Genomic DNA, 25748 nt, shown 5'->3' with positions numbered 1-25748 from the left:
CGCATTAGTGTATATTTATGCACTTATAAAGCATATTAAATAACCAGAAAGCCATTTAGGCCATGAATAACACCACACAAACGCTATTCATGCAGAAAGATCGACTTTCGTTTTACGGCCAGGAAATGAACGTTACATGAACAAACAAACTTCACAGCCACGGGCGATTTACTACGTCGTTGCGCTGCAAATTTGGGAATACTTCAGTTTTTACGGCATGCGGGCGCTGTTAATCCTGTACCTCACCAACCAGCTCAAGTACGACGATAATCACGCCTATACCCTGTTTAGCGCCTACTGCTCCCTGGTCTATGTCACCCCTATTCTCGGCGGCTTCCTCGCCGACAAACTGCTCGGCAACCGCATGGCGGTGATGCTCGGCGCGCTACTCATGGCTATCGGTCACCTGGTGCTCGGCGCCAGCGAAATCGCCCCCACCTTCCTCTATTTATCGCTGGCGATTATCGTTTGCGGTTACGGGCTGTTTAAATCCAACGTCAGCTGCCTGCTTGGCGAACTGTACGAGCCGACCGATCCGCGCCGCGATGGCGGCTTCTCGCTGATGTACGCCGCGGGAAATATTGGTTCGATCATCGCGCCTATCGCCTGCGGCTACGTGCAGGAAGAGTACAGTTGGGCGATGGGCTTTGCGCTGGCGGCAGTCGGTATGATTGCTGGACTGGTGATCTTCCTTTGCGGCGGTCGCCACTTCCGCCACACCACCGGCGTTAACCGCGAGGCGCTGCGCGCCCGGACCTTCCTCCTGCCGAACTGGGGCTGGCTGCTGGTATTGCTGGTGGCGACGCCGCTGCTAATTACCGTCTTGTTCTGGCAGGAGTGGTCGGTGTATGCGCTGATTGTGGCGACGGTGATTGGCCTGGCGGTACTGGCGCGTATTTACCTGCGCGCGGAGAACGACAAACAGCGTAAAGAGCTGCGTCTGATTATCGTCCTCACCGGTTTTAGCCTGCTGTTCTGGGCCTTTGCCCAGCAGGGCGGCAGCTCCATCAGCCTCTATATCGACCGTTTCGTGAACCGCCACGTCATGAGCTATGAAGTACCAACCGCGATGTTCCAGTCGGTTAACGCCTTCGCGGTGATGCTCTGCGGTATGGTGCTGGCATGGCTGGTCAAAGAAAACATCAAGGGCAACCGTACCGTGCGTATCTGGGGGAAATTCGCCCTCGGTCTCGGGCTAATGAGCGCCGGGTTTTGCATTCTGACCTTAAGCGCCCGCTGGTCGGCCGCGTATGGCCACTCCTCCATGCCGCTAATGGTTCTAGGGCTGGCGGTGATGGGTTTCGCCGAACTGTTTATCGACCCGGTAGCGATGTCGCAAATCACCCGGATCGAAATCCCCGGCGTCACCGGAGTGCTGACCGGTATCTATATGCTGCTTTCCGGGGCGATCGCCAACTATCTGGCCGGCGTCATCGCCGACCAGACATCGCAGGCGTCGTTTAATGCCGCGGGCGCGGTTAACTATTCGATTGAAGCCTACATCGACGTCTTCAGCCAGATCACCTGGGGCGCGCTGGCCTGCGTTGGCCTGGTGCTGGTCATCTGGCTGTATCACTCCGTGAAGGTCAAAACCCGCCAACTGGCGGTAGAATAGAAACTATCTGGCGGCTTCCCAGGCCGCCAGCGTCTCCAGCCGCGCCTGCTTATGGTCAACCAGCGGGCGCGGATACCTCAGCGTTACCCCCTGTTTATCCGCCCACAGCCACGGCTGATGCAGCGCTTTCTCTGGCACTTCAGCCAGTTCCGGCAGCCAGCGGCGAATAAACTCGCCCTGCTTATCAAATTTCTCGCCCTGGGTCGTCGGATTGAAAATACGAAAATAAGGGGCTGCATCGGTACCGGTCGAGGCCGCCCACTGCCAGCCGCCGTTGTTGGCCGCCAAATCGCCGTCGATCAGTTGGCTCATGAAATAGCGCTCTCCGTGCCGCCAGTCGAGGCGCAGGTCTTTCGCCAGGAAGCTGGCGACAATCATCCGCAGGCGATTGTGCATCCAGCCGGTGGCGTTAAGCTGCCGCATGGCGGCATCGACGATGGGGAAACCGGTTTGCCCCTGTTGCCAGGCCTGCAGTTCATCCTCATTGCTGCGCCAGGCGACCTTGTCGGTCCAGGCGACAAAGGGCCGGCCTTTACACAGTTTCGGGTAGTAAACCATCAGATGACGATAGAACTCGCGCCAGATAATCTCGTTCAGCCAGCTTGCGCCCGCTTCGCCATCCAGCGCGCCGGGCTGCTCCCGTAACAAGCGATGCAGGCACTGGCGCGGCGACAGTACGCCTACCGCGAGACACGGCGATAGCCTGCTGGTTCCTTCTATTGCCGGAAAATCGCGCTGCTGATCGTAATCCGCCGCCGGCTGCTGGCAAAACGCGCGCAATCGAGTCAACGCCGTTTTTTCATCTGCCGCGAACAGATCGGTGTCAAATGCCGTTTGCGGATAGTTGATCTCAGGCAGCGGCGGCGCCTGCCCGGCGGCTGACTGGCGTGCTTTCGGCGCCGCCACGCACTCCGGCAGCCCTTCACGCAGGCGGCGGATAAACGCATTTTTAAACGGCGTAAAGACTTTATACATCTCACGGTTGCCGGTCATCACGCTGCCCGGCGGCAACAGTACGCTGTCGTCAAACCCCTGGCAGGTGACTTCTGTCAGGGTTTTCTCGACGTCGGCGTCGCGCTGGCGCTCATTAAACTCATACTGATAGTTATAAAATAGATGGCTAACCTGGTGCTGTTTACAGATGCGCGTCAGCAGCTCGATGCTGGCGGCGAAATCGTTCGCCTCTTCAACCTGCAGCGGGATACCGCGTTCCGCCAACGCCGCGTGGAGGCTACGTAAATGGCTGGCGATAAAGGCCGCCTGGCGCGGCGCCATATGATGCTGGCGCCATTGCTCTGGCGTGGCGATATAGAGCGCCAGCACCCGCGCCTGCGGGTCGCGGCAGGCGGCGGCCAGCGCCAGATTATCATGAAGGCGTAAATCCATGCGAAACCAGACCAGATGGGTGGCCATAAAACTCCTCACTCTCCGTAAGCAAAACTCATCACTCAGGCCGGCAAAATAGCGCGCTGCGACAAAATAAGCACCTGCCAATTCTGCCACGGCGCGTGAAAGCTAAGTGTAGACAGCGGACGAAAAAAAACCGCCGGTCGTCAACCGGCGGTTTTTATATTCGTCGCAGCGGCGCGGATTAGTAGAAGTCGTGCGCGGCTTTTTCCGCCTGCGCCATCCATACCGGCTGTTCACTGGTTTTCGCCCATACGCGATGCAGCCAGCTGTAGTAACGGGCGCGATCTTTCCAGAACAGCATCACCGGCAGCGCAGCAACCCCGGCCACGACGGCGAAAGCGCGACGCATCAGGATAATGTGAGCAGGATAAGCTTTGTACAACGCCATAATTTCTCTCCCCTTTGTCAGGCCGGCAAGCAGCGCCGGTAAATGTCACAATGTTTGTCTGCACAAATAGTACCGCGCTGGTTGTAATTTTACTACTCATCCGACCACTAAAAAGCACTTATTTATACTTAATTTACATTCACGGCGTAACTGAGTTACAAAAAAGTTAAATTAATACTAACCATTAGTTAAATTGTGCCTTTAGCCATTTTTATACTTTTTTTACACCGCCCGCGGCGATTTTTGCGAAATCTTTGCGCCGAAATTCCTACCCTCTCGGTATATCAATAAGAGACACACCCGGAGGTGGAAAGTGACTACAGGCATCATTGCTGGCGTAACGCTGGTATTCCTGCTGCTGGCGTATCTGGTCTATGCCCTGATACATGCGGAGGCGTTCTGATGGCCGCGCAAGGGTTCTTACTTATCGCCAGCTTCCTGCTGGTACTGCTGGTACTGGCGCGGCCGCTCGGTTCGCTGCTGGCGCGAATGATCAACGACCTCCCGCTCCCGGGGCTTGCCGGCGTTGAGCGCGGTATCTGGCGGCTGGCGGGGATTCGCAGCCAGGAGATGGACTGGCGGCAGTACTTGATCGCCATTGTGCTGTTTAACGCGATTGGTCTCGCGGCGCTGATGGCGCTGCTGATGTGTCAGGGTTGGCTGCCGTTCAATCCGCAGCACTTCCCCAATCTGTCCTGGGATTTAGCGTTGAATACCGCGGTAAGCTTCGTCAGCAACACCAACTGGCAGGCCTACGCCGGGGAAACCACCATGAGCTATCTCAGCCAGATGGTAGGTCTGGCGGTGCAAAACTTCCTGTCGGCCGCGACCGGTATTGCGGTTATCTTCGTGCTGACCCGCGCCTGGGCGCGACAGAAAGTCAGCACCCTCGGCAACGCCTGGGTCGACCTGACCCGCATTACGCTGTGGCTGCTACTGCCTCTTTCTCTGCTGATCGCGCTGTTCTTTGTGCAACAGGGCGTGCCGCAGAACCTGCAGGCTTATCAGCCGTTCACCAGCCTGGAAGGCGTTCGCCAGTGGCTGCCGATGGGACCAGTCGCCTCGCAGGAAGCGATCAAAATGCTCGGTACCAACGGCGGCGGTTTCTTTAACGCCAACTCATCGCATCCGTTTGAGAACCCGACGGCGTTAACCAACCTGGTGCAGATGCTGGCGATCTTCCTGATCCCGGCGGCGCTGTGTTTTGCCTTTGGCGAAGCGGTCGGCGATCGCCGTCAGGGACGCGCAATCCTGTGGGCAATGGCGCTGATTTTCGTGGTCTGCGTGGCGGTGGTGATGTGGGCGGAAACTCGCGGAAATCCGCACCTGCTCAGCCTTGGCGCCGACAGCAGCCTGAATATGGAAGGGAAAGAGAGCCGCTTTGGCATTCTCGCCAGTAGCCTGTTTGCGGTAGTCACCACCGCCGCCTCCTGCGGCGCGGTCAACGCGATGCATGATTCCTTCACCGCGCTGGGCGGCATGGTGCCGATGTGGCTGATGCAAATTGGCGAGGTGGTCTTCGGCGGCGTGGGCTCCGGGCTGTACGGCATGCTGCTGTTCGTCATGCTGGCGGTATTTATCGCCGGGCTGATGATTGGCCGCACGCCGGAATATCTCGGCAAGAAAATCGACGTGCGCGAAATGAAAATGATCGCGCTGGCGATTCTGGTGACCCCAACGCTGGTACTGCTCGGCACCGCGTTGGCGATGATGACCGAAGCCGGTCGCAGCGCCATGTTGAATCCGGGCCCGCACGGCTTTAGCGAAGTGTTGTACGCGGTCACCTCGGCGGCCAACAACAACGGCAGCGCCTTCGGCGGCTTAAGCGCCGGCACGACCTTCTGGAACCTGCTGCTGGCGTTCTGCATGCTGGTGGGCCGCTTCGGGGTGATCGTCCCGGTGATGGCGATTGCCGGGTCGCTGGTGAACAAGAAAATTCAGCCCGCCAGTTCCGGCACGCTCGCCACCCACGATGCGCTGTTTATCGGCCTGCTGATCGGTACCGTCCTGCTGGTCGGCGCCCTCACCTTTATCCCCGCACTGGCGCTCGGCCCGGTGGCGGAACACTTCTCTTTACTTTAAGCGATGCGGAGCAGCCTGTTATGAGTCGCAAACAATTAGCCCTGCTGGAGCCGACGCTGGTGCGTCAGGCGCTGCTGGATGCCGTGAAAAAACTCAGCCCTTCGGTGCAGTGGCGTAACCCGGTGATGTTTATCGTCTGGATTGGCAGCGTGCTGACCACCCTGCTGGCGATGGCCATGGCCGGGGGATATCTTACGGGTCACGCCGGCTTTACCGCAGCCGTGAGTCTGTGGTTGTGGTTTACCGTGCTGTTCGCCAACTTCGCCGAAGCGATGGCCGAAGGACGAAGCAAAGCGCAGGCCAACAGCCTGAAAGGGGTGAAAAAAACCGCTTTCGCCCGTAAGCTGCGCGCGCCGCAGCACGATGCCCCGATGGATCACGTCCCGGCGGAAGAGTTACGCAAAGGCGATATCGTACTGGTGGAAGCCGGCGACATTATCCCCTGCGACGGCGAAGTGATCGAAGGCGGCGCTTCGGTAGATGAAAGCGCCATCACCGGGGAATCCGCGCCGGTTATCCGCGAGTCCGGCGGCGATTTCGCCTCGGTCACCGGCGGCACCCGGATCCTCTCTGACTGGCTGGTGATCCGCTGCAGCGTCAATCCGGGTGAAACCTTCCTCGACCGGATGATCGCCATGGTTGAAGGCGCGCAGCGCCGTAAAACGCCGAACGAAATCGCATTGACGATCCTGTTAATCGCCCTGACGCTGGTGTTCCTGCTGGCCACCGCCACCATCTGGCCCTTCTCGGCGTGGAGCGGTAATGCGGTTAGCGTGACCGTACTGGTGGCGCTGCTGGTGTGCCTGATCCCAACCACCATCGGCGGCCTGCTCTCCGCTATCGGCGTCGCCGGGATGAGCCGGATGCTCGGCGCCAACGTTATCGCCACCAGCGGGCGCGCGGTGGAAGCCGCCGGCGATGTCGACGTACTGCTGCTGGATAAAACCGGCACCATCACCCTCGGCAACCGTCAGGCCTCAGCTTTTCTGCCGGCTCGCGGCGTCGAAGAGCGCGTGCTGGCCGATGCCGCCCAGCTATCGTCGCTGGCGGATGAAACGCCGGAAGGCCGCAGCATCGTGGTGCTGGCGAAACAGCGCTTTAATCTGCGCGAACGCGATCTGCAGTCGCTGCACGCCACATTTGTCCCCTTCACTGCCCAGACCCGTATGAGCGGTATTAACATCGACCAACGCATGATCCGTAAAGGATCGGTGGACGCGATTCGCCGCCATATCGAAGCTAACGGCGGCCACTTCCCGGCCGATGTCGATAAGCAGGTAGAAGAGGTCGCCCGCCAGGGGGCCACGCCGCTGGTCGTCGCCGAGGGCGAACGCGTGCTGGGGATTATTTCGCTCAAAGATATCGTCAAAGGCGGCATTAAAGAGCGTTTCGCCCAGCTGCGCAAAATGGGCATTAAAACGGTGATGATCACCGGTGATAACCGCCTGACCGCCGCCGCCATCGCCGCCGAAGCGGGGGTTGATGATTTTCTGGCCGAAGCAACGCCGGAAGCCAAGCTGGCGCTGATTCGCCAGTATCAGTCGGAAGGACGGCTGGTGGCGATGACCGGCGACGGCACCAACGACGCTCCGGCGCTGGCGCAGGCTGATGTGGCGGTCGCGATGAACTCCGGCACCCAGGCAGCGAAAGAGGCGGGCAACATGGTGGATCTCGACTCGAACCCGACCAAGCTGATTGAAGTGGTGCATATCGGTAAACAGATGCTGATGACCCGAGGGTCGTTAACCACATTCAGTATCGCCAACGACGTCGCCAAGTATTTCGCGATTATTCCGGCCGCCTTCGCCGCCGCCTATCCGCAACTGGCGATGCTGAATGTGATGCATCTGCACTCGCCCTCTTCGGCGATCATGAGCGCGGTTATTTTTAACGCCCTGATTATCGTCTGCCTGATCCCTTTAGCGCTGAAGGGCGTGAGCTATCGTCCGCTGTCGGCGTCGGCGATGCTGCGCCGCAACCTGTGGGTTTACGGCCTCGGCGGGCTGATCGTGCCTTTTGTCGGTATTAAAGCTATCGACCTGTTGCTGACCCTGACCGGTCTGGTGTGAGGAAATTACCATGTCATTGATTCGTCCGGCACTTGTGCTATTTATTCTGTTAACCCTGCTCACCGGCGGCCTGTATCCGTTACTGACTACCGCCTTAGGGCAGTGGTGGTTCCCGCAGCAGGCTAACGGCTCGCTGATCCATCTCGACGGCGAGGTGCGCGGCTCCGCTCTGATCGGGCAGAACTTTACCGCCGCCGGTTATTTCCACGGCCGCCCTTCCGCGACGGCAGAGGTGGCGGATAATCCGCTGGCCTCCGGCGGCAGTAATCTGGCGGTCAGCAATCCGGCGCTGGATAAAGCGATAAGCGAACGGGTACAGGCATTACGCGCCGCTAACCCGCAAGCGAGCCCGACGGTGCCGGTCGAGTTGGTTACCGCGTCGGCCAGCGGACTGGATAACAATCTGACCCCAGCCGCGGCGCTGTGGCAGGTACCGCGCGTCGCCAAAGCGCGCAACCTCAGCGATGCGCAGGTGAAACAGTTAGTGGACCAGGCGACGCAAAAACCGTTGCTCAGTTTTCTCGGTCAACCTGTGGTAAATATACTGCAACTGAACATGGCGCTGGATGCCCTAAAGGATTAATCAATGAGTGACGAGCCGCTGCGTCCGGACCCCGACCGTCTGCTGCAACAAACCGCTGCGCCGCATCGCGGCAAGCTGAAGGTGTTTTTCGGCGCCTGCGCCGGGGTGGGTAAGACCTGGGCAATGCTGGCGGAAGCGCAGCGGCTGCGCGCTCAGGGGCTGGATATTCTGATCGGCGTGGCGGAAACCCACGGCCGCAAAGATACCGCCGCCATGTTGGAGGGGCTTAGCGCCCTCCCGCAAAAGCGCATTTCCCACCGCGGACGCTACGTTCATGAGTTTGATCTTGATGCCGCGCTGGCCCGCCGCCCGGCGCTGATCCTGGTGGACGAACTGGCGCATAGCAACGCGCCGGGTTCGCGCCACCCGAAGCGCTGGCAGGACGTCGAAGAACTGCTCGAAGCCGGTATCGACGTCTTCACCACCGTCAACGTCCAGCATCTTGAAAGCCTCAATGATGTAGTCAGCGGTATTACCGGCGTGCAGGTACGCGAAACCGTCCCCGACCCCTTCTTTGACGCCGCCGATGATGTGGTTCTGGTGGATTTGCCGCCGGACGATCTGCGCCAGCGCCTGAATGAGGGCAAGGTGTACATCGGCGGCCAGGCCGAACGCGCCATCGAAAACTTCTTCCGCAAAGGTAATCTGATCGCCCTGCGCGAACTGGCGCTGCGTCGTACCGCCGATCGGGTAGATGAACAAATGCGCGCCTGGCGCGACCGCCAGGGGCAGGAAAAAGTCTGGCACACCCGCGACGCCATTCTGCTATGCATCGGCCACAATACCGGTAGCGAAAAACTGGTTCGCGCCGCCGCCCGGCTGGCGGCCAGGCTCGGTAGCGTCTGGCACGCGGTCTATGTAGAAACGCCCGCGCTGCACCGTCTACCGGAGGCCAGGCGGCGGGCGATCCTCGCCGCGCTGAAGCTAGCGCAAGAGTTAGGCGCCGAAACCGCGACGCTCTCCGACCCATCGGAAGAAAAAGCGGTGCTGCATTACGCTCGCGAGCACAACCTCGGCAAAATTGTGATTGGTCGCCAGGGAGAGCGCCGCTGGTGGGAACGAGCCGGGTTTGCCGACCGTCTGGCGCGTCGCGCCCCGGACCTCGATCTGGTGGTGATCGCGCTGGATGAAAAACCGGCCTCCCTGCCCGCCCGCGCAAATGACAATCGTACGGCTATTGATAAATGGCGCCAACAGTTGAAGGGTTGTCTGTTGGCCGTGGCGCTATGCGCCATTATCACCGTAGTCGCCATGCAGTGGCTGATGGCCTTTGAAGCCGCCAACCTGGTGATGCTCTATCTACTGGGCGTGGTGATAATCGCCCTGCTGTATGGCCGCTGGCCATCGGTGCTGGCGACCTTTATCAACGTGATTAGCTTCGATCTCTTTTTTGTCGCCCCACGCGGTACGCTGGCAGTTTCCGACGTTCAGTACCTGCTGACGTTCGGCGTGATGCTGACCGTTGGTCTGGTGATCGGCAACCTGACCGCCGGGATGCGATACCAGGCGCGGGTGGCGCGTTATCGCGAGCGGCGTACCCGCCATCTGTATGAAATGTCAAAAGCGCTGGCGGTCGGCCGCAGCCGTGAAGATATCGCCGCCACCAGCGAACGCTTTATTACTTCTACCTTTCAGGCCCGCAGCCAGCTACTGCTGCCTGATGAGAACGGGCAGTTGCAGCCGATGACCCAGCAATCCGGCGTTTTCTCGTGGGATGATGCGATTGCCCGCTGGAGTTTCGATAAAGGTCAGCCAGCCGGGGCCGGTACCGACACTCTCCCCGGCGTGCCGTATCAAATTCTGCCGCTACAAAGCGCCGCCCGCACTTGGGGGCTGCTGCTGGTCGAACCGGAAAATCTGCGCCAGCTGATGATCCCCGAACAACAGCGGCTGCTGGAAACCTTTACCCTGCTGGTGGCCAGCGCGCTTGAGCGCCTGACCCTGACCGCCAGCGAAGAGCAGGCGCGCTTGACCAGCGAACGCGAAAGCCTGCGCAACTCACTGCTGGCCGCCCTCTCTCACGATCTGCGGACGCCGCTGACGGTCCTGTTCGGCCAGGCGGAGATCCTGACCCTCGATCTGGCCAGCGAAGGGTCGAAGCACGCGCCGCAGGCCAACGAAATTCGCCAGCACGTGCTCAACACTACCCGGTTGGTGAATAATCTACTGGATATGGCGCGTATTCAGTCCGGCGGTTTTAATCTGCACAAAGAGTGGTTAACTCTCGAAGAGATCGTCGGTAGCGCCCTGCGTATGCTGGAGTCTGGGCTTGGCGGCCAGCGCATCCAACTGTCGCTGCCGGACCCGCTGCTGTTGGTCCATGTTGACGGCCCGCTGTTTGAACGGGTGCTGATCAACCTGCTGGAGAACGCGCATAAATACGCCGGCGCGCAGGCGCAGCTTGGCATTCATGCCGAAGCGGATACGCAACAGTTGATCATCGAAGTCTGGGATAATGGTCCAGGGATCGCGGCAGGCCAGGAACAGGCTATCTTTGATAAATTCGCCCGCGGTAATAAAGAGTCGGCCATCCCCGGCGTCGGCCTGGGGCTGGCGATTTGCCAGGCCATTGTCGAGGTGCACGACGGCAGCATTACCGCCAGCAACCGTCCGGAGGGCGGCGCCTGTTTCCGTGTTACACTGCCGCGAGAAGCCCCCCCAGAACTGGAAGAGTTAGCCGAGGAAATGTGATTAACGTTTTAATCATCGAAGACGAACACGCTATCCGCCGCTTTCTGCGCACCGCGCTGGAAGCCGACGGCATGCGCGTATTTGAAGCCGAAACCCTGCAGCGCGGACTCATCGAAGCCGCCACCCGCAAACCGGATTTAGCGATCCTCGATCTTGGCCTGCCGGACGGCGACGGTAATGATTTTATCCGCGAAGTCCGCCAGTGGAGCCAGATGCCGATTATCGTGCTGTCGGCGCGCAGCGAAGAACATGACAAGATCGCCGCCCTTGACGCCGGCGCCGATGACTACCTCAGTAAACCGTTCGGCATTGGTGAACTGCAGGCGCGGCTACGCGTCGCGCTGCGCCGTCACGGCAGCGCGCAGGCCGATGAGCCGGTGGTGCGTTTTGCCGATATTAGCGTCGACATCCCCGCCCGCCGTATCGTGCGCGGTAGTGAAGAAATTCACCTGACGCCCATCGAGTTTCGCCTGCTGGCGGCGCTGCTGAACAATCCGGGCAAAGTGCTCACCCAGCGCCAACTTCTGAATCAGGTATGGGGACCTAACGCCGTCGAACACAGTCACTATCTACGGATTTATATGGGGCACTTACGGCAAAAGCTGGAGGCTGACCCGGCGCGGCCGCAGCATCTGCTGACCGAAACCGGTATTGGCTATCGCTTTATGCCTTGAAGGGAACAAATCAATGACCCCGGCGGTCGGTTAACGCCGCCGGGGTAAACAGGATCAGGCGTTTTTCAGCACTTCACTGACAATCTCTACCGCTTCTTTTTCAATCAGCTTGCGATGCTCTTCGCCAAGGAAGCTCTCGCAGTAGATTTTGTAGGCGTCTTCGGTGCCTGACGGACGGGCCGCGAACCAGCCGTTGTCGGTCATCACTTTCAGCCCGCCGATAGAAGCGCCGTTGCCCGGCGCCGCGGTCAGACGCGCTGTGATCGGATCGCCCGCCAGCGTATCGGCGCTCACCATTTCCGGCGAAAGCTTAGACAGCGCCGCTTTCTGCGCGGAAGTGGCCGATGCCTGCAGACGGTTGTAGCTCGGGGCGCCAAAGCGTTCCGCCAGCTCGTTGTAGTGTTCCTGCGGGTTCTTACCGGTCACCGCGGTGATTTCCGCCGCCAGCAGGCACATGATGATACCGTCTTTATCAGTGGACCACGGCGTGCCGTCGAAACGCAGGAACGATGCCCCGGCGCTCTCTTCGCCGCCGAAGCCGAAGCTGCCGTCGAACAGACCGTCAACAAACCATTTAAAGCCTACCGGCACTTCCACCAGCTTACGGCCCAGATCGTTAACCACGCGGTCAATCATCGCCGAAGAAACCAGCGTTTTACCAACCGCAACATCTTTGCCCCACTGCGGACGATGCTGGAACAGGTAGTTGATAGCCACCGCCAGATAGTGGTTCGGGTTCATCAGGCCAGCCGGGGTCACGATACCGTGACGGTCGTAATCCGGATCGTTGGCGAAAGCCAGATCGAACTTATCGCGCAGCGCCAGCAGACCCGCCATCGCACACTCGGAGGAGCAGTCCATGCGGATCGCGCCATCTTTATCAAGGTGCATAAAGCGGAACGTCTGATCGACCTGATCGTTGACGATGGTCAAATCCAGCTTGTAGTGTTGGCCGATGCGTTTCCAGTATTCGATACCGGATCCGCCCAGCGGGTCGACGCCCAGTTTCAGGCCCGCTTTCTGGATAGCCGCCATATCGACGATATCCGCCAGCCCTTCAATAAACGGCTGTACCAGGTCCTGCTCTTTCACGTGGCCGGAAGCCAGCGCGGCGTCGAGAGAAATACGTTTCACGCCCTGCAGACCAGCAGCCAGCAGTTCATTAGCGCGGTTCTCTACCACTTTCGTCACGTTAGTATCAGCCGGGCCGCCGTTTGGCGGGTTGTACTTAATACCGCCATCTTCCGGCGGGTTGTGCGACGGGGTAATGACAATACCATCCGCCAGCGGCCCGCCTTTTTTGTTATGCACCAGAATCGCGTTGGAAACCGCCGGCGTCGGGGTGAAGCCGTTGTTTTCCTGAACGATCACATCAACACCGTTTGCCGCCAGCACTTCCAGCACGGAAATAAATGCCGGTTCGGATAAAGCGTGGGTATCCTTACCCACGTAGCACGGGCCGGTGATGCCGTTTTTCGCGCGGTTTTCCGCAATCGCCTGCGCAATCGCCAGAATATGCTGCTCATTGAAATTGTGGCGCCCTGCGCTACCGCGATGGCCGGAGGTGCCGAATTTAACCGCATGCTCCGCATTGCCCGCTTCCGGCTTCAGCACATAGTACTGAGCGGTCAGCTGGGCGACGTTAATCAAATCACTCTGTTGTGCCGGCTGACCCGCACGTTTATCGATTGCCATTGCCTGATCCTTCTGGTGCAAAGTTTAATTAACTAGATCGTGCCGCAAACCTTTTCAATCAGCTCCGCAGGGAACTGCATTGATTGCATGATGTGTTCGATCATGCTGCATTTACGGCCGGTATTAGTATTGGTGATAACCCACCACGGCGTACCAGGAACCTGTTTCGGTTTGGTCTGATTACCGCTTTTCAGCAGCGTCCGTGAGTCTTCGGCGAAGTATACGCGGGTGCGTCCGTGCAGAGACTCAGTGGCTTCTGAAAATGCCTTACTGTCTAACGAGTAAAGCGTAGTCAACACCAGCATGAAGCGGTTAACCGCGCGCTTTTGTTCAGCGTATTCGTCAGATAACAGCAGCTCGCGCATCGCGCGGACTTTATCTTTAACCGGGTTGGCCGGCTTCGCTTCGACGGCTGGCGCCGCCGCAGGAGCAGCCGTCGGCGCGGCTTTCGCCGCTGGCGCGCCAGATGCAGGCTGAGAAACGGCGGAAAATTTCAGCATGCGCCGTAAAATGTCGGATGCGCTCTCGCCAATATGCTGAGTGTGGCTGGCAATATAGCGGTAGAGCTCATCATCAACTTCGATTGTTTTCATCTTAATCCAGTGCGATTTCTTTGTTTCTGAATACAAGTCGTCGGGATTAACTATCCTTTGTCTTTCACGCCGCAGCGCAACAGGCAGCAGATAGAGGACAAATCCCAACCGCGAATAGCGTCAAACCAGGATGGCGTTAAAACTCAGAATGCTTCCGGGTCTTGCAGCCTAATGGCAGAATGTCCAACATAATACCCTAACCCGACGGAGCGAAAAAAAGAACTTTGCCATGAAATTAAATAGCCGAGCGCAATCTGCACAAAACCCGCACAATAAATCCCCAATCGTCCTGGTACACGGCCTGTTCGGCAGCCTGGACAATCTTGGGATCCTCGCCCGCGATCTGGTCGCCGACTACGATATATTGCAGGTCGATATGCGAAACCACGGTTTATCCCCGCGTTCGCCGGAGATGACCTACCGCGCGATGGCGCAGGATCTGTTGGATACTCTTGACGATCATCAGATAGAGAAAGCGACTTTTATCGGCCATTCGATGGGCGGCAAAGCGGTGATGGCGCTGACCGCGCTGGCGCCGGATCGCATCGCCGGGCTGGTGGCGATTGATATTGCGCCGGTGGCTTATCACGTCCGCCGTCATGATGAGATCTTCGCGGCGATTAACGCGGTCAGCGAATCCGCCGCCAGCACCCGCCAGCAGGCGGCGCAGGTGATGCGCGAGCATATAAAGGAAGAAGGCGTCATTCAGTTTCTGCTGAAATCCTTTGTCGACGGCGCGTGGCGCTTCAACGTGCCGGCGCTGTGGGATCAATACCCGCATATTGTCGGCTGGGAAACCGTGCCAGCCTGGCCGCACCCGGCGCAATTTATTCCCGGCGGCAACTCCCCTTATGTCACCGATGAATACCGCGACGCGCTGCTGGCGCAGTTCCCGCAGGCCCGCGCCCACGTCATTGCCGGCGCCGGACACTGGGTGCATGCGGAAAAACCCGAGGCGGTTTTACGCGCAATTCGCCGTTATCTGAGCACAATTGAAGCCTGAGTGGCTAAAAAACGCCCGACCGCGCGGCAGAATGCCCGCGGTCGTTGGCGCAGCGGTTCGCCTGATGTATTATGGCGCGCTATCTGCGCCGGCTATAGCCCGGCAGCTTGTTTCCCCGAAGTCACTCTGAATCATGGCAAAAGAACAAACGGACCGAACGACATTAGATTTGTTCGCAAATGAGCGTCGCCCGGGTAGACCGAAAACCAATCCGCTTTCGCGCGATGAACAACTGCGCATCAACAAACGCAATCAGCTCAAACGCGATAAGGTTCGCGGCTTGAAGCGCGTTGAGTTGAAGCTCAACGCCGATGCGGTCGACGCGCTTAATGAGCTGGCGGAAGCCCGCAATATGAGCCGCAGCGATCTTATCGAAGAGATGCTGATGCACCAACTGGCCTGCCTGCGTAACCAGGGCGAAGTCTGAAAAACGCAAAAAAATCGCTTTCATGTAGCAGAGTGTGCACCAGGACGTTATTGCTGTTTCCGCGCCCTTCCCTGTTCTGCTATGATTGCCGTTAACTGTAGGCATAATGCCACTACCACATCATTAAGTTTCAAGAGGTTATTTTACTCATGGCAATCATCGGCATCTTTTTTGGCAGCGACACCGGCAACACCGAAAATATTGCAAAAATGATCCAAAAGCAGCTCGGTAAAGACGTTGCTGAAGTTCACGACATTGCCAAGAGCAGCAAAGAAGATCTGGAAAGCCACGATATTCTGCTGCTCGGCATCCCAACCTGGTACTACGGCGAAGCGCAGTGCGACTGGGACGACTTCTTCCCGACGCTGGAAGAGATCGACTTCAACGGTAAGCTGGTAGCCGTCTTTGGCTGCGGCGACCAGGAAGATTACGCAGAATACTTCTGCGATGCGCTGGGCACCATTCGTGACATCATTGAACCGCGCGGCGCAACCATCGTTGGCCACTGGCCGACCGCGGGCTACCACTTTGAAGCGTCGAAAGGCCTGGCGGACGACGATCACTTCGTAGGTCTGGCGATTGATGAAGACCGTCAACCGGAACTGACCAACGAGCGCGTTGAGAAGTGGGTGAAGCAGATTTCCGAAGAGCTGCATCTGGAAGAAATCAAAAACGCCTAAGAATCAAACAGCGCAGCTATTAAGCTGCGCTGAATTAATAGATAAAAGCAATCAAACTAATAGCTACAAGTTTTTAACTTTTCATCACATATCTGTACAATGTCCTCTGATTCCACGAGGTCACGTGACACAGTTTGTAGCTGGTAATTCGTTTTTGACAGCTTACAAGGCGCGATGGTTGCAGTTTTCATTTCAGAGTTGCAGCTCTATAATGAGACGCATTACATCGGGTGATTCTCTGTATTGCTTCCCTTTGAAGGAAGCCGATCTTTAGCAACAGGACAGATTCCGCATGACTGACAACAATATCGCATTAAAGAAGGCTGGCCTGAAAGTCACACTTCCCCGACTGAAAATTCTGGAAGTGTTGCAGGAACCGGATAACCATCACGTCAGTGCGGAAGATTTATATAAACGCCTGATCGATATGGGTGAAGAGATTGGTCTGGCTACCGTTTACCGCGTGCTGAACCAGTTCGACGATGCAGGCATCGTGACTCGTCACAACTTCGAAGGCGGTAAATCCGTATTCGAGCTGACTCAGCAGCACCACCACGATCACCTGATTTGCCTCGATTGCGGCAAAGTGATCGAGTTCAGCGATGATTCTATCGAATCCCGCCAACGTGAAATTGCTGCGCAACACGGCATCCGCTTAACCAACCACAGCCTGTACCTGTACGGCCACTGTGCGGAAGGCGACTGCCGCGAAGATGAACATGCCCACGATGCGGTGAATAAATAATTTCCCGTCTCGTTTGTCGTAAAAAGCCAACCTGAAGGTTGGCTTTTTTATGGGCGAAATCCACCGGCATGCGTATTCTGTCAGTGCATAACGCCTTGTACGGAGAGTCAATATGGAGCTGCGCCAGCTACGCTATTTTGTCCGCATTGTGGAAACCGGCAGTATGGGCCGCGCCGCGCTCGATCTGAATATTGGCGTTTCTGCGCTCAGCCAGCAAATGGCGCGTCTGGAAAATGAACTCGCTATCCGCCTGCTGCAACGGACTTCGCGCGGCGTAATGCCCACCAGCGCCGGGCTGGCCTTTTACTCGCAGGCGCAACTGGCGCTGCGTCATGCTGACGATGCTATTCTCGCCGCGCGCGAGGCGCGCCTTTCCGGTCACGTCAGCGTCGGTATGGCGCCGAGCACCGCTTCTGTACTGGGCGTACCTTTTATCAACGCCATGCGCGAAAGCTACGCCGACGTCCGCCTGCACCTGGTGGAGAGCCTCTCCGGCAATCTGGAACGGATGATCAACACCCGCCAGCTCGATTTAGCCATCGTTTTCCAGAAAGAGAAGATCCTGCGCTGGAGCGCCCGACCCATTCTTGAGGAACGTCTGTTCCTGATTGGCGCCCATGACGTGCTGGCGCCGCTGCCCGGCGATAGCATCTCCCCGAACCAACTGGCCGCCATCCCGCTGATTATGCCAAGCCAGGGGCATGGCCTGCGCGGCAGACTGGAAGCTATTTGCCAGGAGCACGCCATCAACGTTGACGTGGTGGCTGAAATCGATGGCCTGGCCCTGCTGATGCGCGCCGTTCGTGACGGGCTCGGCGCCACGCTGCAGCCGGGCGCAGCGATTTCTCATCTCGACAGCCAGGCGCTAAGAGTGATCGGCGTCGATAATCCGGTACTTAGCCGACCGAATTTTCTGGTCAGTCTTTCCGATGACGAACTCACCCCGGCAGGCCTTGCGGCACGGGTAATGCTGGCAAAAGTCATGCGCCAGCTAGTTGAATCCGGCAACTGGCCGGGCGCCAGTCTTTACACACACTAAACCCCCCTTTAGCTTTACGCCATAGCGCCTGCCGCCCCTGCACCTTACATTTCCATTACAAATTTAACAATTAGTCAAAGCGTAATGGAGCCGATAATGGTGGATGTACTGGTGATTGGCGGCGGCAACGCCGCGTTATGCGCCGCCTTAACCGCCCGGGAAGCAGGCGCATCCGTACTGCTGCTGGAAGCCGCGCCGCGGGAATGGCGGGGCGGTAACTCTCAGCACACGCGTAATCTGCGTTGTATGCACGATGCGCCGCAGGATGTCTTAGTCGACAGCTATCCGGAAGAAGAATACTGGCAGGATCTGCTGCGCGTTACCGACGGCAATACCAACGAAGCGCTGGCCCGTCTGGTGATCCGCACCTCGTCGCACTGTCGGGACTGGATGCGCCGCCATGGCGTTAACTTTCAACCGCCGTTATCCGGCGCCCTGCACGTCGCCCGCACTAACGCCTTTTTTATGGGCGGCGGCAAAGCCCTGGTCAATGCCTATTACCGCAGCGCCGAACAGATGGGCGTACAGATCCGCTATAACACCCCGGTACAGGCGCTTGAATTACGTGATGGCGAATTCGTCGCCGCGCTGGCAGGCACTGAGCGGATCGCCGCTAAAACCTGCGTGCTCGCCGCCGGCGGTTTTGAATCTAACCGCGAGTGGCTGCGCGAAGCCTGGGGGCAAAATGAGCGCGGCGAATGGCCTGCAGACAACTTTCTCATCCGCGGCACCCGTTTTAATCAGGGAGTGCTGCTCAAATTTATGATCGATGCCGGAGCCGATATCATCGGCGATCCTTCACAGTCGCACTGCGTCGCCATTGACGCCCGGGCGCCGCTCTATGACGGCGGCATCTGTACCCGCGTCGACTGCGTGTCGCTGGGGGTGGTGGTGAACCGCGATGCCGAGCGCTTTTATGATGAAGGGGAAGATTTCTGGCCCAAACGTTACGCCATCTGGGGCCGTCTGGTCGCCCACCAGCCGGGGCAAATCGGCTATTCGATTATCGACAGCAAAGCCGTTGGACAATTTATGCCGCCGGTATTTCCGGGCGCCCAGGCCAATACCATCGCGGAACTGGCGCGCCAATTGGGGCTGGACGGCGAACGTTTGTCACAGACCATCGCCAGCTACAATGCCGCCTGTACGCCAGGCCAGTTCGACCATACCCGTCTTGATAACTGCACCACCTCCGGCCTGACTCCGCCGAAGACCCACTGGGCGCGGCCTATCGATACGCCGCCTTATTATGGTTATGCCCTGCGTCCAGGGATCACCTTCACCTACCTCGGGCTGTACGTCAATCAACACGCCGCCGTCCACTTTGCCGGCAAGCCGAGCCGCAATCTGTTTGTCGCCGGCGAAATGATGGCCGGCAACGTGCTGGGCAAAGGCTATACCGCCGGCGTAGGCATGTCGATCGGGACCACATTCGGCCGCATTGCCGGTCAGCAAGCCGCCCTGGCGGCACAGCAGGAGAAACATCATGAAGTCGCTTGAAAAGCTGATCATCGAGGCGCAAATCATCACCGAGCCGGAAGCGGAAGTCGAACGGGTGATGCAGGTCTGTAACGCCTGCCGCTATTGCGAAGGTTTTTGCGCCGTATTTCCGGCCATGACCCAGCGTCTGTCCTTTGGCAAGGCGGATATTAACTATCTGGCGAACCTGTGCCACAACTGCGGCGCCTGCCTGCACGCCTGCCAGTATGCCCCGCCGCACGAGTTTGCGATTAATGTTCCCAAAGCGATGGCGGAAGTGCGGCTGGAAACCTATCAACATTACGCCCGGCCCGCCGCTTTCGGCAGTTTATATCGCCGTGCGGGGATCGCCACGGTGCTGGCGCTGGTCGCGGGTCTTGTCCTGTTTCTGCTGCTGGCGATGGGGCTCAAAGGCTCGCTGCTGCACCCGCCGCTGGCCGGCGATTTCTACCAGATTTTCCCACATAACCTGCTGGCGTGGATGTTTGGTTCAGTCTTTATTTTGGCCATCGGTTTACTGATGAGCGGGGTGATTCGTTTCTGGCGCGAGATCTCGCCGGGCCAACCGCAGGCGGCTGATATCGCCAGGGCCTCACATGATGCGCTGACCTTGAAATATCTCGACGGCGGACACGGTAAAGGCTGTAACGAGGCCGATGACGCCTTCACCCTGATGCGCCGCCGTTTTCACCACTTCACCTTTTACGGTTTTATGCTCTGTTTCGCCGCCACGGTTGTGGCCACGGGCTATCACTACTTCGCCGGCTGGGAAGCGCCCTACCCGTTCTTCAGCGTACCGGTGCTGCTGGGCACGCTTGGCGGGATCGGGCTACTGGTGGGCCCAGCGGGTTTGCTATGGCTGAACCTGCGCCGCTCGCCGCTGCACGGCGACGCGCGGCAAAAACCGATGGATCGTGGTTTTATCCTGCTATTGCTGCTGACCAGTTTTACCGGGCTCGCGCTCCTGGCGGGCCGGGACACCTCGTGGATGGGCATTCTGCTCGCTATCCATCTCGGGGTGGTGATGGCGCTGTTTTTAACGCTGCCTTACGGAAAATTTGCCCACGGATTTTATCGCTGTGCGGCGTTACTCAAGTGGGCGATTGAGAAGCGGCGCGGAAAACAGGCGGCAGTCGCAGGCGACTAACCCGCTCCCTCTTACCTCTATAACAACAAGATAAAGACAATGGAGAGCAAACTCTATGACCCAACCAACCTCGCGCGCCGGTACCTTCGGCGCAATTCTCCGCGTAACCAGCGGTAATTTTCTCGAGCAATTCGACTTCTTTCTGTTTGGTTTCTATGCCACCTATATCGCCAGAACCTTCTTTCCGGCAGAGAGCGAGTTTGCGGCGTTGATGCTCACCTTTGCCGTATTTGGTTCCGGCTTTCTGATGCGCCCCATTGGCGCGGTGGTGCTGGGCGCCTATATCGACAGGATCGGGCGCCGTAAAGGACTGATGGTCACCCTGGCGATTATGGGCTGCGGCACGTTACTGATTGCGCTGGTGCCGGGCTACCAAACCATCGGCATGCTGGCGCCGGTGCTGGTATTAATTGGCCGTTTGCTGCAAGGATTCTCGGCCGGGGTCGAGCTCGGCGGCGTGTCGGTCTATCTGGCGGAAATCGCCAAACCGGGGAAAAAGGGGTTCTATACCAGTTGGCAGTCCGCCAGCCAACAGGTGGCCATCGTCATGGCGGCGCTGATTGGCTACGCGCTGAACGAGACGCTGGGTCACGACGAGATTGCAGAATGGGGCTGGCGTATTCCCTTCTTTATCGGCTGCCTGATTATCCCGCTGATTTTCGTGCTACGGCGTTCGCTGCAGGAGACCGAAGCCTTTCTTCAGCGTAAGCATCGTCCCGATACGAAAGAGATACTGACCACAATTGTTAAAAACTGGCGCATCATCAGCGCAGGTACCTTACTGGTAGCGATGACCACCACCACCTTTTATTTTATTACCGTCTATACCCCAACTTACGGCAGAGCGGTACTGCATCTGAGCGCGCGCGACAGCTTGCTGGTCACGATGCTGGTCGGTATCTCTAACTTTATCTGGTTGCCGATTGGCGGGGCGCTGTCAGACAAAATAGGCCGCCGTCCGGTGCTGATGGGAATCACCGTCCTGGCGCTGCTGACCACCTGGCCGGTGATGCAATGGCTCACCGCCGCGCCGGACTTCACCCGCATGACGCTGGTGCTGCTGTGGTTCTCGTTCTTCTTTGGTATGTATAACGGCGCAATGGTGGCGGCGCTAACGGAAGTGATGCCGGTCTACGTTCGCACCGTGGGCTTTTCGCTGGCGTTTAGCCTCGCCACCGCTATCTTCGGCGGCCTGACGCCGGCTATCTCTACCGCGCTGGTGGAAATCACCGGCGATAAGAGCGCGCCGGGCTGGTGGCTGATGTGCGCGGCGCTATGCGGATTCGCCGCCACCGCCATGTTGTTCATGCGTCTGAGCCGCGGCTATCAACCAGCGGAAATACCGCGTTAAAATAGCGACGGGCGGAGTGTGCGCTCCGCCCGTATACGCTTAACTGTCTGCTTTACTTAGTGGTGTTATTACTGCGGATCTCCTGCCAGATTTTATCGCAGCGCGCTTTGACCGCCTGGTCATTACCGGTGCGCGTCGCCTGAATACAGGCCTGATAATCCAGCACTCTGACACTCTCCTGCGTCGCAAACTGCTGATGCGGTTTCTCTTCCTTCAGGACATTGAGCACGCTCTGACAGGCTTCAATTTTGTCCGGATTACCTTCCGCCGTGTTGATACAGGCGCTATAGGCATCTTTCAATTTGGAATCTTCTTTCGGCGCTGGCGATTGCGCGCAGGCAACCAAACCCGATGCCATGATGGCGATGAGCAGCAGCTTTTTCATAATTATTCTCCCGGAGGGGCGGCAGGCTCACGCCCGCCGCGCAGGCATCAGAAAATGGTGAACGGTGCGATAACCATAAACTTCACGTCACGCTCATCCTGGAAGATGTTGCCGTAACCGCCGCTCCAGCTAGGGATGTCGGAGTGGTTGTCGTATTGCGTGAAGTGCAGTTTGAACATCGTTCCTTTCGCGCGGCCTTCCTGCAGGGTGTAGATAGCATCCAGACTGTAGGCGGATTCTTTCAGACGATAGTTAGGATCGTAGTAAGCATCCGGAGATGCCATTCTGCCAGGCTTAGCATCCCAGGCGTAAACATAGGATGCGCCAAACGCCCAGCCCGGCATGTCCCAGTTCTTCATGTCGTACATCGCACCGAAGAACACCGCTTTCTCGCCGTTGGCGTTAAAGTCAGAGCGGTTATCCCACCAGATATCGAGACGACCGTTAGAGGAGGCATAGGTTGGCGTCATACGCTGCAGGAAGTAGCCCTGCTGACCATCGGCTTTCACCCAGGTCCCTTCCAGACGCAGATCCAGCACATCGGCCGCTTTATAGCCGAAAGTGATCGCCTGCAGCCACGCGGTGCCGTCGTAGATATCGTTGACGCCGCCGTTGCTGACTTTATCGCGGGTACCGTAGAACTGATAGCTGGTGCTCAACGGCGAACCCGCGATATCAAATTTGTAGCTGGCTTTAGCAAAGTACTGATCGATATAGCCCTGGGCCTGTCCAAATGCGGCTTCCAGCACCAGATCGTTTTTAAAATCGTACTTCGCGCCAAGAGAGTGAAGATAGTCAACTTTGGTTTTCTTATCGTTCTGGTAGAAATCATCCATCTCGATATGCCACGGCGCCTTATATTCGTTCGTCCACATATAGGAGAAACTCAGCGCGCCGTTATCGCCATAGTCGAAGTTGGCTCCGGCTTCCGCACCCTGATAGGTACCCGGCATAAAGCTCCAGTGCGGCGCCAGCAGCGTTTGTCCGGTCGGCTGGATATAACCCGCGCGCGCCCACGCCGGGCCAAATTTAAATTTTGCTGCCGCTTTATACAGGCTTATCCCGCTCTTATCGCCGGTATAATCTTCGCTGTACGCACGGTTGCTGGAGGAGAAAGCAATTTCGTTCGGATGGCCGCTGTCGCCGTTTTCCGCCATTTCAATCGCGGTGAAGGCAGCAATATCCAGACCAAACATATCGGCGGCATAGCCGGACTGGAAATCCAGGTTGGCGTTCCAGGTAGAATGGGAAAGGTTAGTTTCGTATTTGTCGGTTTCTACGTTTTTACGGTCGCGCTCGCGCTGCCAGTAATAGATACCGCCGGTTAAGGTAGAATCATCGATAAAGCCTGCTGCGCTGGCCTGTGGAGCCACAACCCAACCCGACATCGCGGTGACGGCGGCAATAGCCAGCGCCAGCGTACTACGTTTGCCACTAAACGTACGCATGTGCATATCCTCTTTGACGTTTTAAAATTGCGATTGCCAAAGGCAGCTCGCTAAAAAAATAAAAAAGTACTAAAAGCGGTGCGGTTAAAAGTCCGCGAAACCACTATGGATAGACTATTTTTCGTGACGCGAATTATCAATCTCTTTCGCAGAGCAAAGCTTAAGATTATGACAAAGCGCACATAATTTATGTCGTTTTGTTACAGACTTACTTCTCAGCTTTTTTAACGATAAGTCATGGTTATATCGAAAAAAAATTGAAAATCCGTCAAAGCTGAAACGGTTAAATGTAAATACGCAGGCAGGAAGAGATGGGGAATTATTACTGCGTTTTAATAAGATTAATTCGCATCGAAAAAATATCGATTCTTAATTCACTGATTCTGAAATAAAAAAAACGCCGCAGTGCGCGGCGTTTCATGAAGACGGTGAGCATTACTCGCCGATTTTAGCCCAGGTGTCACGCAGGCCAACGGTGCGGTTGAAGACCAGATGGCTCTCGGTGGCGTAGCGGCTGTCGAGGCAGAAGTAACCTTCGCGCTCGAACTGGTATGCTTTACCCGCCTGCGCTTTCGACAGGCTCGGCTCCGCGAAACCTTGCTTGATGACCAGCGATTCCGGGTTCATTACCGCCAGGAAGTCATCCGCCGCGCCCGGGTTCGGCACGCTAAACAGACGGTCATAGAGGCGAATTTCAACCGGCAGCGCGTGCGCCGCGCTCACCCAGTGGATAACGCCTTTAACCTTGCGGCCATCGGCCGGGTCTTTGCTCAGGGTATCGGCATCGTAAGTACAGAAGATGGTAGTGATATTACCTTCTGCATCTTTCTCAACGCGTTCCGCTTTAATCACGTAGGCGTTGCGCAGACGCACCTCTTTACCCAGCACCAGACGCTTGTACTGTTTGTTGGCTTCTTCGCGGAAGTCCGCGCGATCGATCCAGATCTCAGCGCTGAATGGTACCTCGCGGCTACCCATTTCCGGCTTGTTCGGATGGTTCGGCATCGCCACCATTTCACTTGCGCCCTGCGGATAGTTTTCGATAACCAGTTTAACCGGATCGATTACCGCCATCGCGCGCGGCGCGTTTTCGTTAAGATCTTCACGAATGCACGACTCCAGCGACGCCATCTCAATGGTGTTGTCCTGCTTGGTCACGCCGATGCGTTTGCAGAACTCGCGGATGGATTCAGCGGTATAACCACGACGGCGCAGACCGGAAATAGTCGGCATACGCGGGTCATCCCAGCCTTCCACGTGTTTCTCGGTCACCAGCTGATTCAGCTTACGCTTGGACATCACGGTGTATTCGAGATTCAGGCGCGAGAATTCATACTGACGCGGATGCACCGGAATACTGATGTTGTCGAGCACCCAGTCGTACAGACGACGGTTGTCCTGGAACTCCAGGGTACACAGCGAGTGGGTGATACCTTCCAGCGCATCGCTGATGCAGTGGGTGAAGTCGTACATCGGGTAGATGCACCACTTGTTGCCGGTCTGATGGTGTTCCGCAAATTTAATGCGATACAGCACCGGGTCACGCATCACGATGAACGGCGACGCCATGTCGATCTTCGCGCGCAGGCAAGCTTTACCCTCTTCAAAGCCGCCGGTGCGCATTTTTTCGAACAGCGCCAGGTTCTCTTCCACGCTGCGATCGCGGTAAGGGCTGTTTTTACCCGGTTCTTTCAGGGTACCGCGGTATTCGCGGATCTCGTCTGCGGACAGTTCGTCAACGTAGGCCAAACCTTTGTTGATCAGTTCAACCGCATACTGATGCAGCTGATCGAAGTAATCAGAGGAGTAGCAGACATCGCCGGACCAGTGGAAACCTAACCACTGCACGTCGTTTTTAATCGACTCCACGTATTCGATATCTTCTTTCACCGGGTTGGTGTCATCGAAACGCAGATTACATTGACCTTGGTAATCCTGAGCGATGCCGAAGTTCAGGCAAATGGATTTTGCATGGCCAATGTGCAGGTAGCCGTTCGGTTCCGGCGGGAAGCGGGTATGAACGGTGGTGTGCTTACCGGTAGCCAGATCTTCATCGATGATCTGACGGATAAAGTTAGTCGGGCGGGCTTCTGCCTCACTCATCACGGGTTCCTCAAAGCGTAAACAACGTATAACGGCACATGATCTTACAAGCAGGGCGCAGAGACAACTATTAGTTACGCAAAATACGTATCTGTTGTTGGATATGGGGGTATTTGCAGCAAAAAAAAGCGGCGCAGGTTT

The 25748-nt window shown here is 57.4% G+C and carries 22 protein-coding genes; 15 read left to right on the top strand and 7 right to left on the bottom strand.

Going from position 1 to position 25748, the window contains the following annotated elements:
• Positions 1–136: 136 nt before the first annotated feature.
• Entirely contained in the window at positions 137–1615 is a 1479-nt protein-coding gene (gene dtpD, locus ACSEMK_RS02045) for a dipeptide permease DtpD (RefSeq protein ID WP_430914378.1), read from the top strand.
• A 3-nt stretch (positions 1616–1618) separates the two neighbouring features.
• On the opposite strand, the gene phrB is transcribed toward dtpD, so the two are convergent.
• Together phrB and ACSEMK_RS02035 are read right to left on the bottom strand one after the other, a co-directional pair.
• Positions 1619–3028 carry a deoxyribodipyrimidine photo-lyase gene (phrB, locus tag ACSEMK_RS02040; protein WP_430914379.1) on the bottom strand — a complete coding sequence of 470 codons (1410 nt, stop codon included), beginning with the start codon at positions 3026–3028 and terminating at the stop codon, positions 1619–1621.
• Between the two features lie 178 nt (positions 3029–3206).
• On the bottom strand, positions 3207–3413 hold the full coding sequence (locus ACSEMK_RS02035; RefSeq protein ID WP_015367687.1) for a DUF2517 family protein: 207 nt from the start codon (positions 3411–3413) through the stop codon (positions 3207–3209).
• A gap of 313 nt (positions 3414–3726) precedes the next feature.
• Between ACSEMK_RS02035 and kdpF the strand changes: the two genes are divergently transcribed.
• The 6 genes from kdpF to kdpE are packed head-to-tail and all read left to right on the top strand — an operon-like array spanning position 3727 to position 11512.
• On the top strand, positions 3727–3816 hold the full coding sequence (gene kdpF, locus ACSEMK_RS02030; RefSeq protein WP_020079348.1) for a K(+)-transporting ATPase subunit F: 90 nt from the start codon (positions 3727–3729) through the stop codon (positions 3814–3816).
• Positions 3816–5495, top strand: a complete 1680-nt coding sequence (gene kdpA / locus ACSEMK_RS02025) for a potassium-transporting ATPase subunit KdpA (RefSeq protein WP_113373866.1) — start codon at positions 3816–3818, stop codon at positions 5493–5495. The genes kdpF and kdpA overlap by 1 nt, the downstream gene beginning before the upstream one ends.
• Before the next feature lie 20 nt (positions 5496–5515).
• Complete coding sequence (gene kdpB / locus ACSEMK_RS02020; protein ID WP_015704756.1) at positions 5516–7564, top strand: potassium-transporting ATPase subunit KdpB; 2049 nt, start codon at positions 5516–5518, stop codon at positions 7562–7564.
• Between the two features lie 10 nt (positions 7565–7574).
• Positions 7575–8147: a potassium-transporting ATPase subunit KdpC gene (kdpC, locus tag ACSEMK_RS02015; RefSeq protein WP_087860219.1), complete on the top strand. Its 573-nt coding sequence runs from the start codon at positions 7575–7577 to the stop codon at positions 8145–8147.
• Positions 8148–8150: 3 nt separating this feature from the next.
• Positions 8151–10838, top strand: coding sequence for a two-component system sensor histidine kinase KdpD (gene kdpD, locus ACSEMK_RS02010; protein WP_430914380.1), 2688 nt, complete (start codon positions 8151–8153; stop codon positions 10836–10838).
• Entirely contained in the window at positions 10835–11512 is a 678-nt protein-coding gene (kdpE, locus tag ACSEMK_RS02005; protein ID WP_101704229.1) for a two-component system response regulator KdpE, read from the top strand. Before kdpD ends, kdpE begins: the two co-directional genes overlap by 4 nt.
• Before the next feature lie 54 nt (positions 11513–11566).
• Here kdpE and pgm read toward each other — a convergent pair whose 3' ends face one another.
• The gene (pgm, locus tag ACSEMK_RS02000) at positions 11567–13207 is read right to left on the bottom strand and encodes a phosphoglucomutase (alpha-D-glucose-1,6-bisphosphate-dependent) (RefSeq protein ID WP_087860223.1); all 1641 of its coding nucleotides are present in this window, start codon (positions 13205–13207) and stop codon (positions 11567–11569) included.
• 32 nt (positions 13208–13239) lie between these two features.
• Entirely contained in the window at positions 13240–13800 is a 561-nt protein-coding gene (seqA, locus tag ACSEMK_RS01995; protein WP_213317403.1) for a replication initiation negative regulator SeqA, read from the bottom strand.
• Between the two features lie 229 nt (positions 13801–14029).
• Between seqA and ybfF the strand changes: the two genes are divergently transcribed.
• From ybfF to ACSEMK_RS01955, 8 genes are all read left to right on the top strand, one after another.
• Positions 14030–14803 (top strand): esterase, encoded by a 774-nt coding sequence (ybfF, locus tag ACSEMK_RS01990; protein ID WP_113373861.1) that lies wholly within the window; start codon positions 14030–14032, stop codon positions 14801–14803.
• 133 nt (positions 14804–14936) lie between these two features.
• Positions 14937–15230 carry a LexA regulated protein gene (ybfE, locus tag ACSEMK_RS01985; RefSeq protein WP_015367696.1) on the top strand — a complete coding sequence of 98 codons (294 nt, stop codon included), beginning with the start codon at positions 14937–14939 and terminating at the stop codon, positions 15228–15230.
• Positions 15231–15379: 149 nt separating this feature from the next.
• A complete protein-coding gene (gene fldA, locus ACSEMK_RS01980) occupies positions 15380–15910 on the top strand; it encodes a flavodoxin FldA (protein ID WP_015367697.1) in 531 nt (176 codons plus the stop codon).
• 292 nt (positions 15911–16202) lie between these two features.
• Positions 16203–16655 (top strand): ferric iron uptake transcriptional regulator, encoded by a 453-nt coding sequence (gene fur, locus ACSEMK_RS01975; RefSeq protein WP_015367698.1) that lies wholly within the window; start codon positions 16203–16205, stop codon positions 16653–16655.
• A gap of 112 nt (positions 16656–16767) precedes the next feature.
• Positions 16768–17694, top strand: a complete 927-nt coding sequence (tcuR, locus tag ACSEMK_RS01970) for a tricarballylate utilization LysR family transcriptional regulator TcuR (RefSeq protein ID WP_430914382.1) — start codon at positions 16768–16770, stop codon at positions 17692–17694.
• 96 nt (positions 17695–17790) lie between these two features.
• Positions 17791–19194 (top strand): FAD-dependent tricarballylate dehydrogenase TcuA, encoded by a 1404-nt coding sequence (gene tcuA, locus ACSEMK_RS01965; protein WP_045392998.1) that lies wholly within the window; start codon positions 17791–17793, stop codon positions 19192–19194.
• Positions 19181–20320: a tricarballylate utilization 4Fe-4S protein TcuB gene (gene tcuB, locus ACSEMK_RS01960; RefSeq protein WP_113373859.1), complete on the top strand. Its 1140-nt coding sequence runs from the start codon at positions 19181–19183 to the stop codon at positions 20318–20320. Before tcuA ends, tcuB begins: the two co-directional genes overlap by 14 nt.
• A 55-nt stretch (positions 20321–20375) precedes the next feature.
• On the top strand, positions 20376–21671 hold the full coding sequence (locus tag ACSEMK_RS01955) for an MFS transporter (RefSeq protein WP_213794485.1): 1296 nt from the start codon (positions 20376–20378) through the stop codon (positions 21669–21671).
• Positions 21672–21723: 52 nt separating this feature from the next.
• Here the strand turns inward: ACSEMK_RS01955 and chiQ are convergent, their stop codons facing one another.
• The 3 genes from chiQ to glnS form a co-directional block, all read right to left on the bottom strand.
• A complete protein-coding gene (gene chiQ / locus ACSEMK_RS01950; RefSeq protein WP_113373857.1) occupies positions 21724–22056 on the bottom strand; it encodes a ChiQ/YbfN family lipoprotein in 333 nt (110 codons plus the stop codon).
• Between the two features lie 47 nt (positions 22057–22103).
• Positions 22104–23504: a chitoporin ChiP gene (gene chiP, locus ACSEMK_RS01945; RefSeq protein WP_045392987.1), complete on the bottom strand. Its 1401-nt coding sequence runs from the start codon at positions 23502–23504 to the stop codon at positions 22104–22106.
• A 435-nt stretch (positions 23505–23939) separates the two neighbouring features.
• Positions 23940–25607, bottom strand: coding sequence for a glutamine--tRNA ligase (gene glnS, locus ACSEMK_RS01940; protein WP_045381516.1), 1668 nt, complete (start codon positions 25605–25607; stop codon positions 23940–23942).
• Positions 25608–25748 lie beyond the last annotated feature (141 nt).

Origin of the sequence: Klebsiella sp. K-3 (genome assembly GCF_051207495.1) — a bacterium.
Taxonomy (GTDB): Bacteria; Pseudomonadota; Gammaproteobacteria; order Enterobacterales; family Enterobacteriaceae; genus Klebsiella; species Klebsiella aerogenes.
The sequence above is the reverse complement of the archived record's forward strand: the minus strand, read 5'-3'. Positions and strand labels throughout refer to the sequence as shown.

Coding starts and splice junctions, on each gene's coding strand:
- dtpD (WP_430914378.1), top strand. CDS start 137: ATGAACAAACAAACTTCACAGCCACGGGCGATTTACTACGTCGTTGCG.
- phrB (WP_430914379.1), bottom strand. CDS start 3,028: ATGGCCACCCATCTGGTCTGGTTTCGCATGGATTTACGCCTTCATGAT.
- ACSEMK_RS02035 (WP_015367687.1), bottom strand. CDS start 3,413: ATGGCGTTGTACAAAGCTTATCCTGCTCACATTATCCTGATGCGTCGC.
- kdpA (WP_113373866.1), top strand. CDS start 3,816: ATGGCCGCGCAAGGGTTCTTACTTATCGCCAGCTTCCTGCTGGTACTG.
- kdpB (WP_015704756.1), top strand. CDS start 5,516: ATGAGTCGCAAACAATTAGCCCTGCTGGAGCCGACGCTGGTGCGTCAG.
- kdpC (WP_087860219.1), top strand. CDS start 7,575: ATGTCATTGATTCGTCCGGCACTTGTGCTATTTATTCTGTTAACCCTG.
- kdpD (WP_430914380.1), top strand. CDS start 8,151: ATGAGTGACGAGCCGCTGCGTCCGGACCCCGACCGTCTGCTGCAACAA.
- pgm (WP_087860223.1), bottom strand. CDS start 13,207: ATGGCAATCGATAAACGTGCGGGTCAGCCGGCACAACAGAGTGATTTG.
- seqA (WP_213317403.1), bottom strand. CDS start 13,800: ATGAAAACAATCGAAGTTGATGATGAGCTCTACCGCTATATTGCCAGC.
- ybfF (WP_113373861.1), top strand. CDS start 14,030: ATGAAATTAAATAGCCGAGCGCAATCTGCACAAAACCCGCACAATAAA.
- ybfE (WP_015367696.1), top strand. CDS start 14,937: ATGGCAAAAGAACAAACGGACCGAACGACATTAGATTTGTTCGCAAAT.
- fldA (WP_015367697.1), top strand. CDS start 15,380: ATGGCAATCATCGGCATCTTTTTTGGCAGCGACACCGGCAACACCGAA.
- fur (WP_015367698.1), top strand. CDS start 16,203: ATGACTGACAACAATATCGCATTAAAGAAGGCTGGCCTGAAAGTCACA.
- tcuR (WP_430914382.1), top strand. CDS start 16,768: ATGGAGCTGCGCCAGCTACGCTATTTTGTCCGCATTGTGGAAACCGGC.
- tcuA (WP_045392998.1), top strand. CDS start 17,791: ATGGTGGATGTACTGGTGATTGGCGGCGGCAACGCCGCGTTATGCGCC.
- tcuB (WP_113373859.1), top strand. CDS start 19,181: ATGAAGTCGCTTGAAAAGCTGATCATCGAGGCGCAAATCATCACCGAG.
- ACSEMK_RS01955 (WP_213794485.1), top strand. CDS start 20,376: ATGACCCAACCAACCTCGCGCGCCGGTACCTTCGGCGCAATTCTCCGC.
- chiQ (WP_113373857.1), bottom strand. CDS start 22,056: ATGAAAAAGCTGCTGCTCATCGCCATCATGGCATCGGGTTTGGTTGCC.
- chiP (WP_045392987.1), bottom strand. CDS start 23,504: ATGCGTACGTTTAGTGGCAAACGTAGTACGCTGGCGCTGGCTATTGCC.
- glnS (WP_045381516.1), bottom strand. CDS start 25,607: ATGAGTGAGGCAGAAGCCCGCCCGACTAACTTTATCCGTCAGATCATC.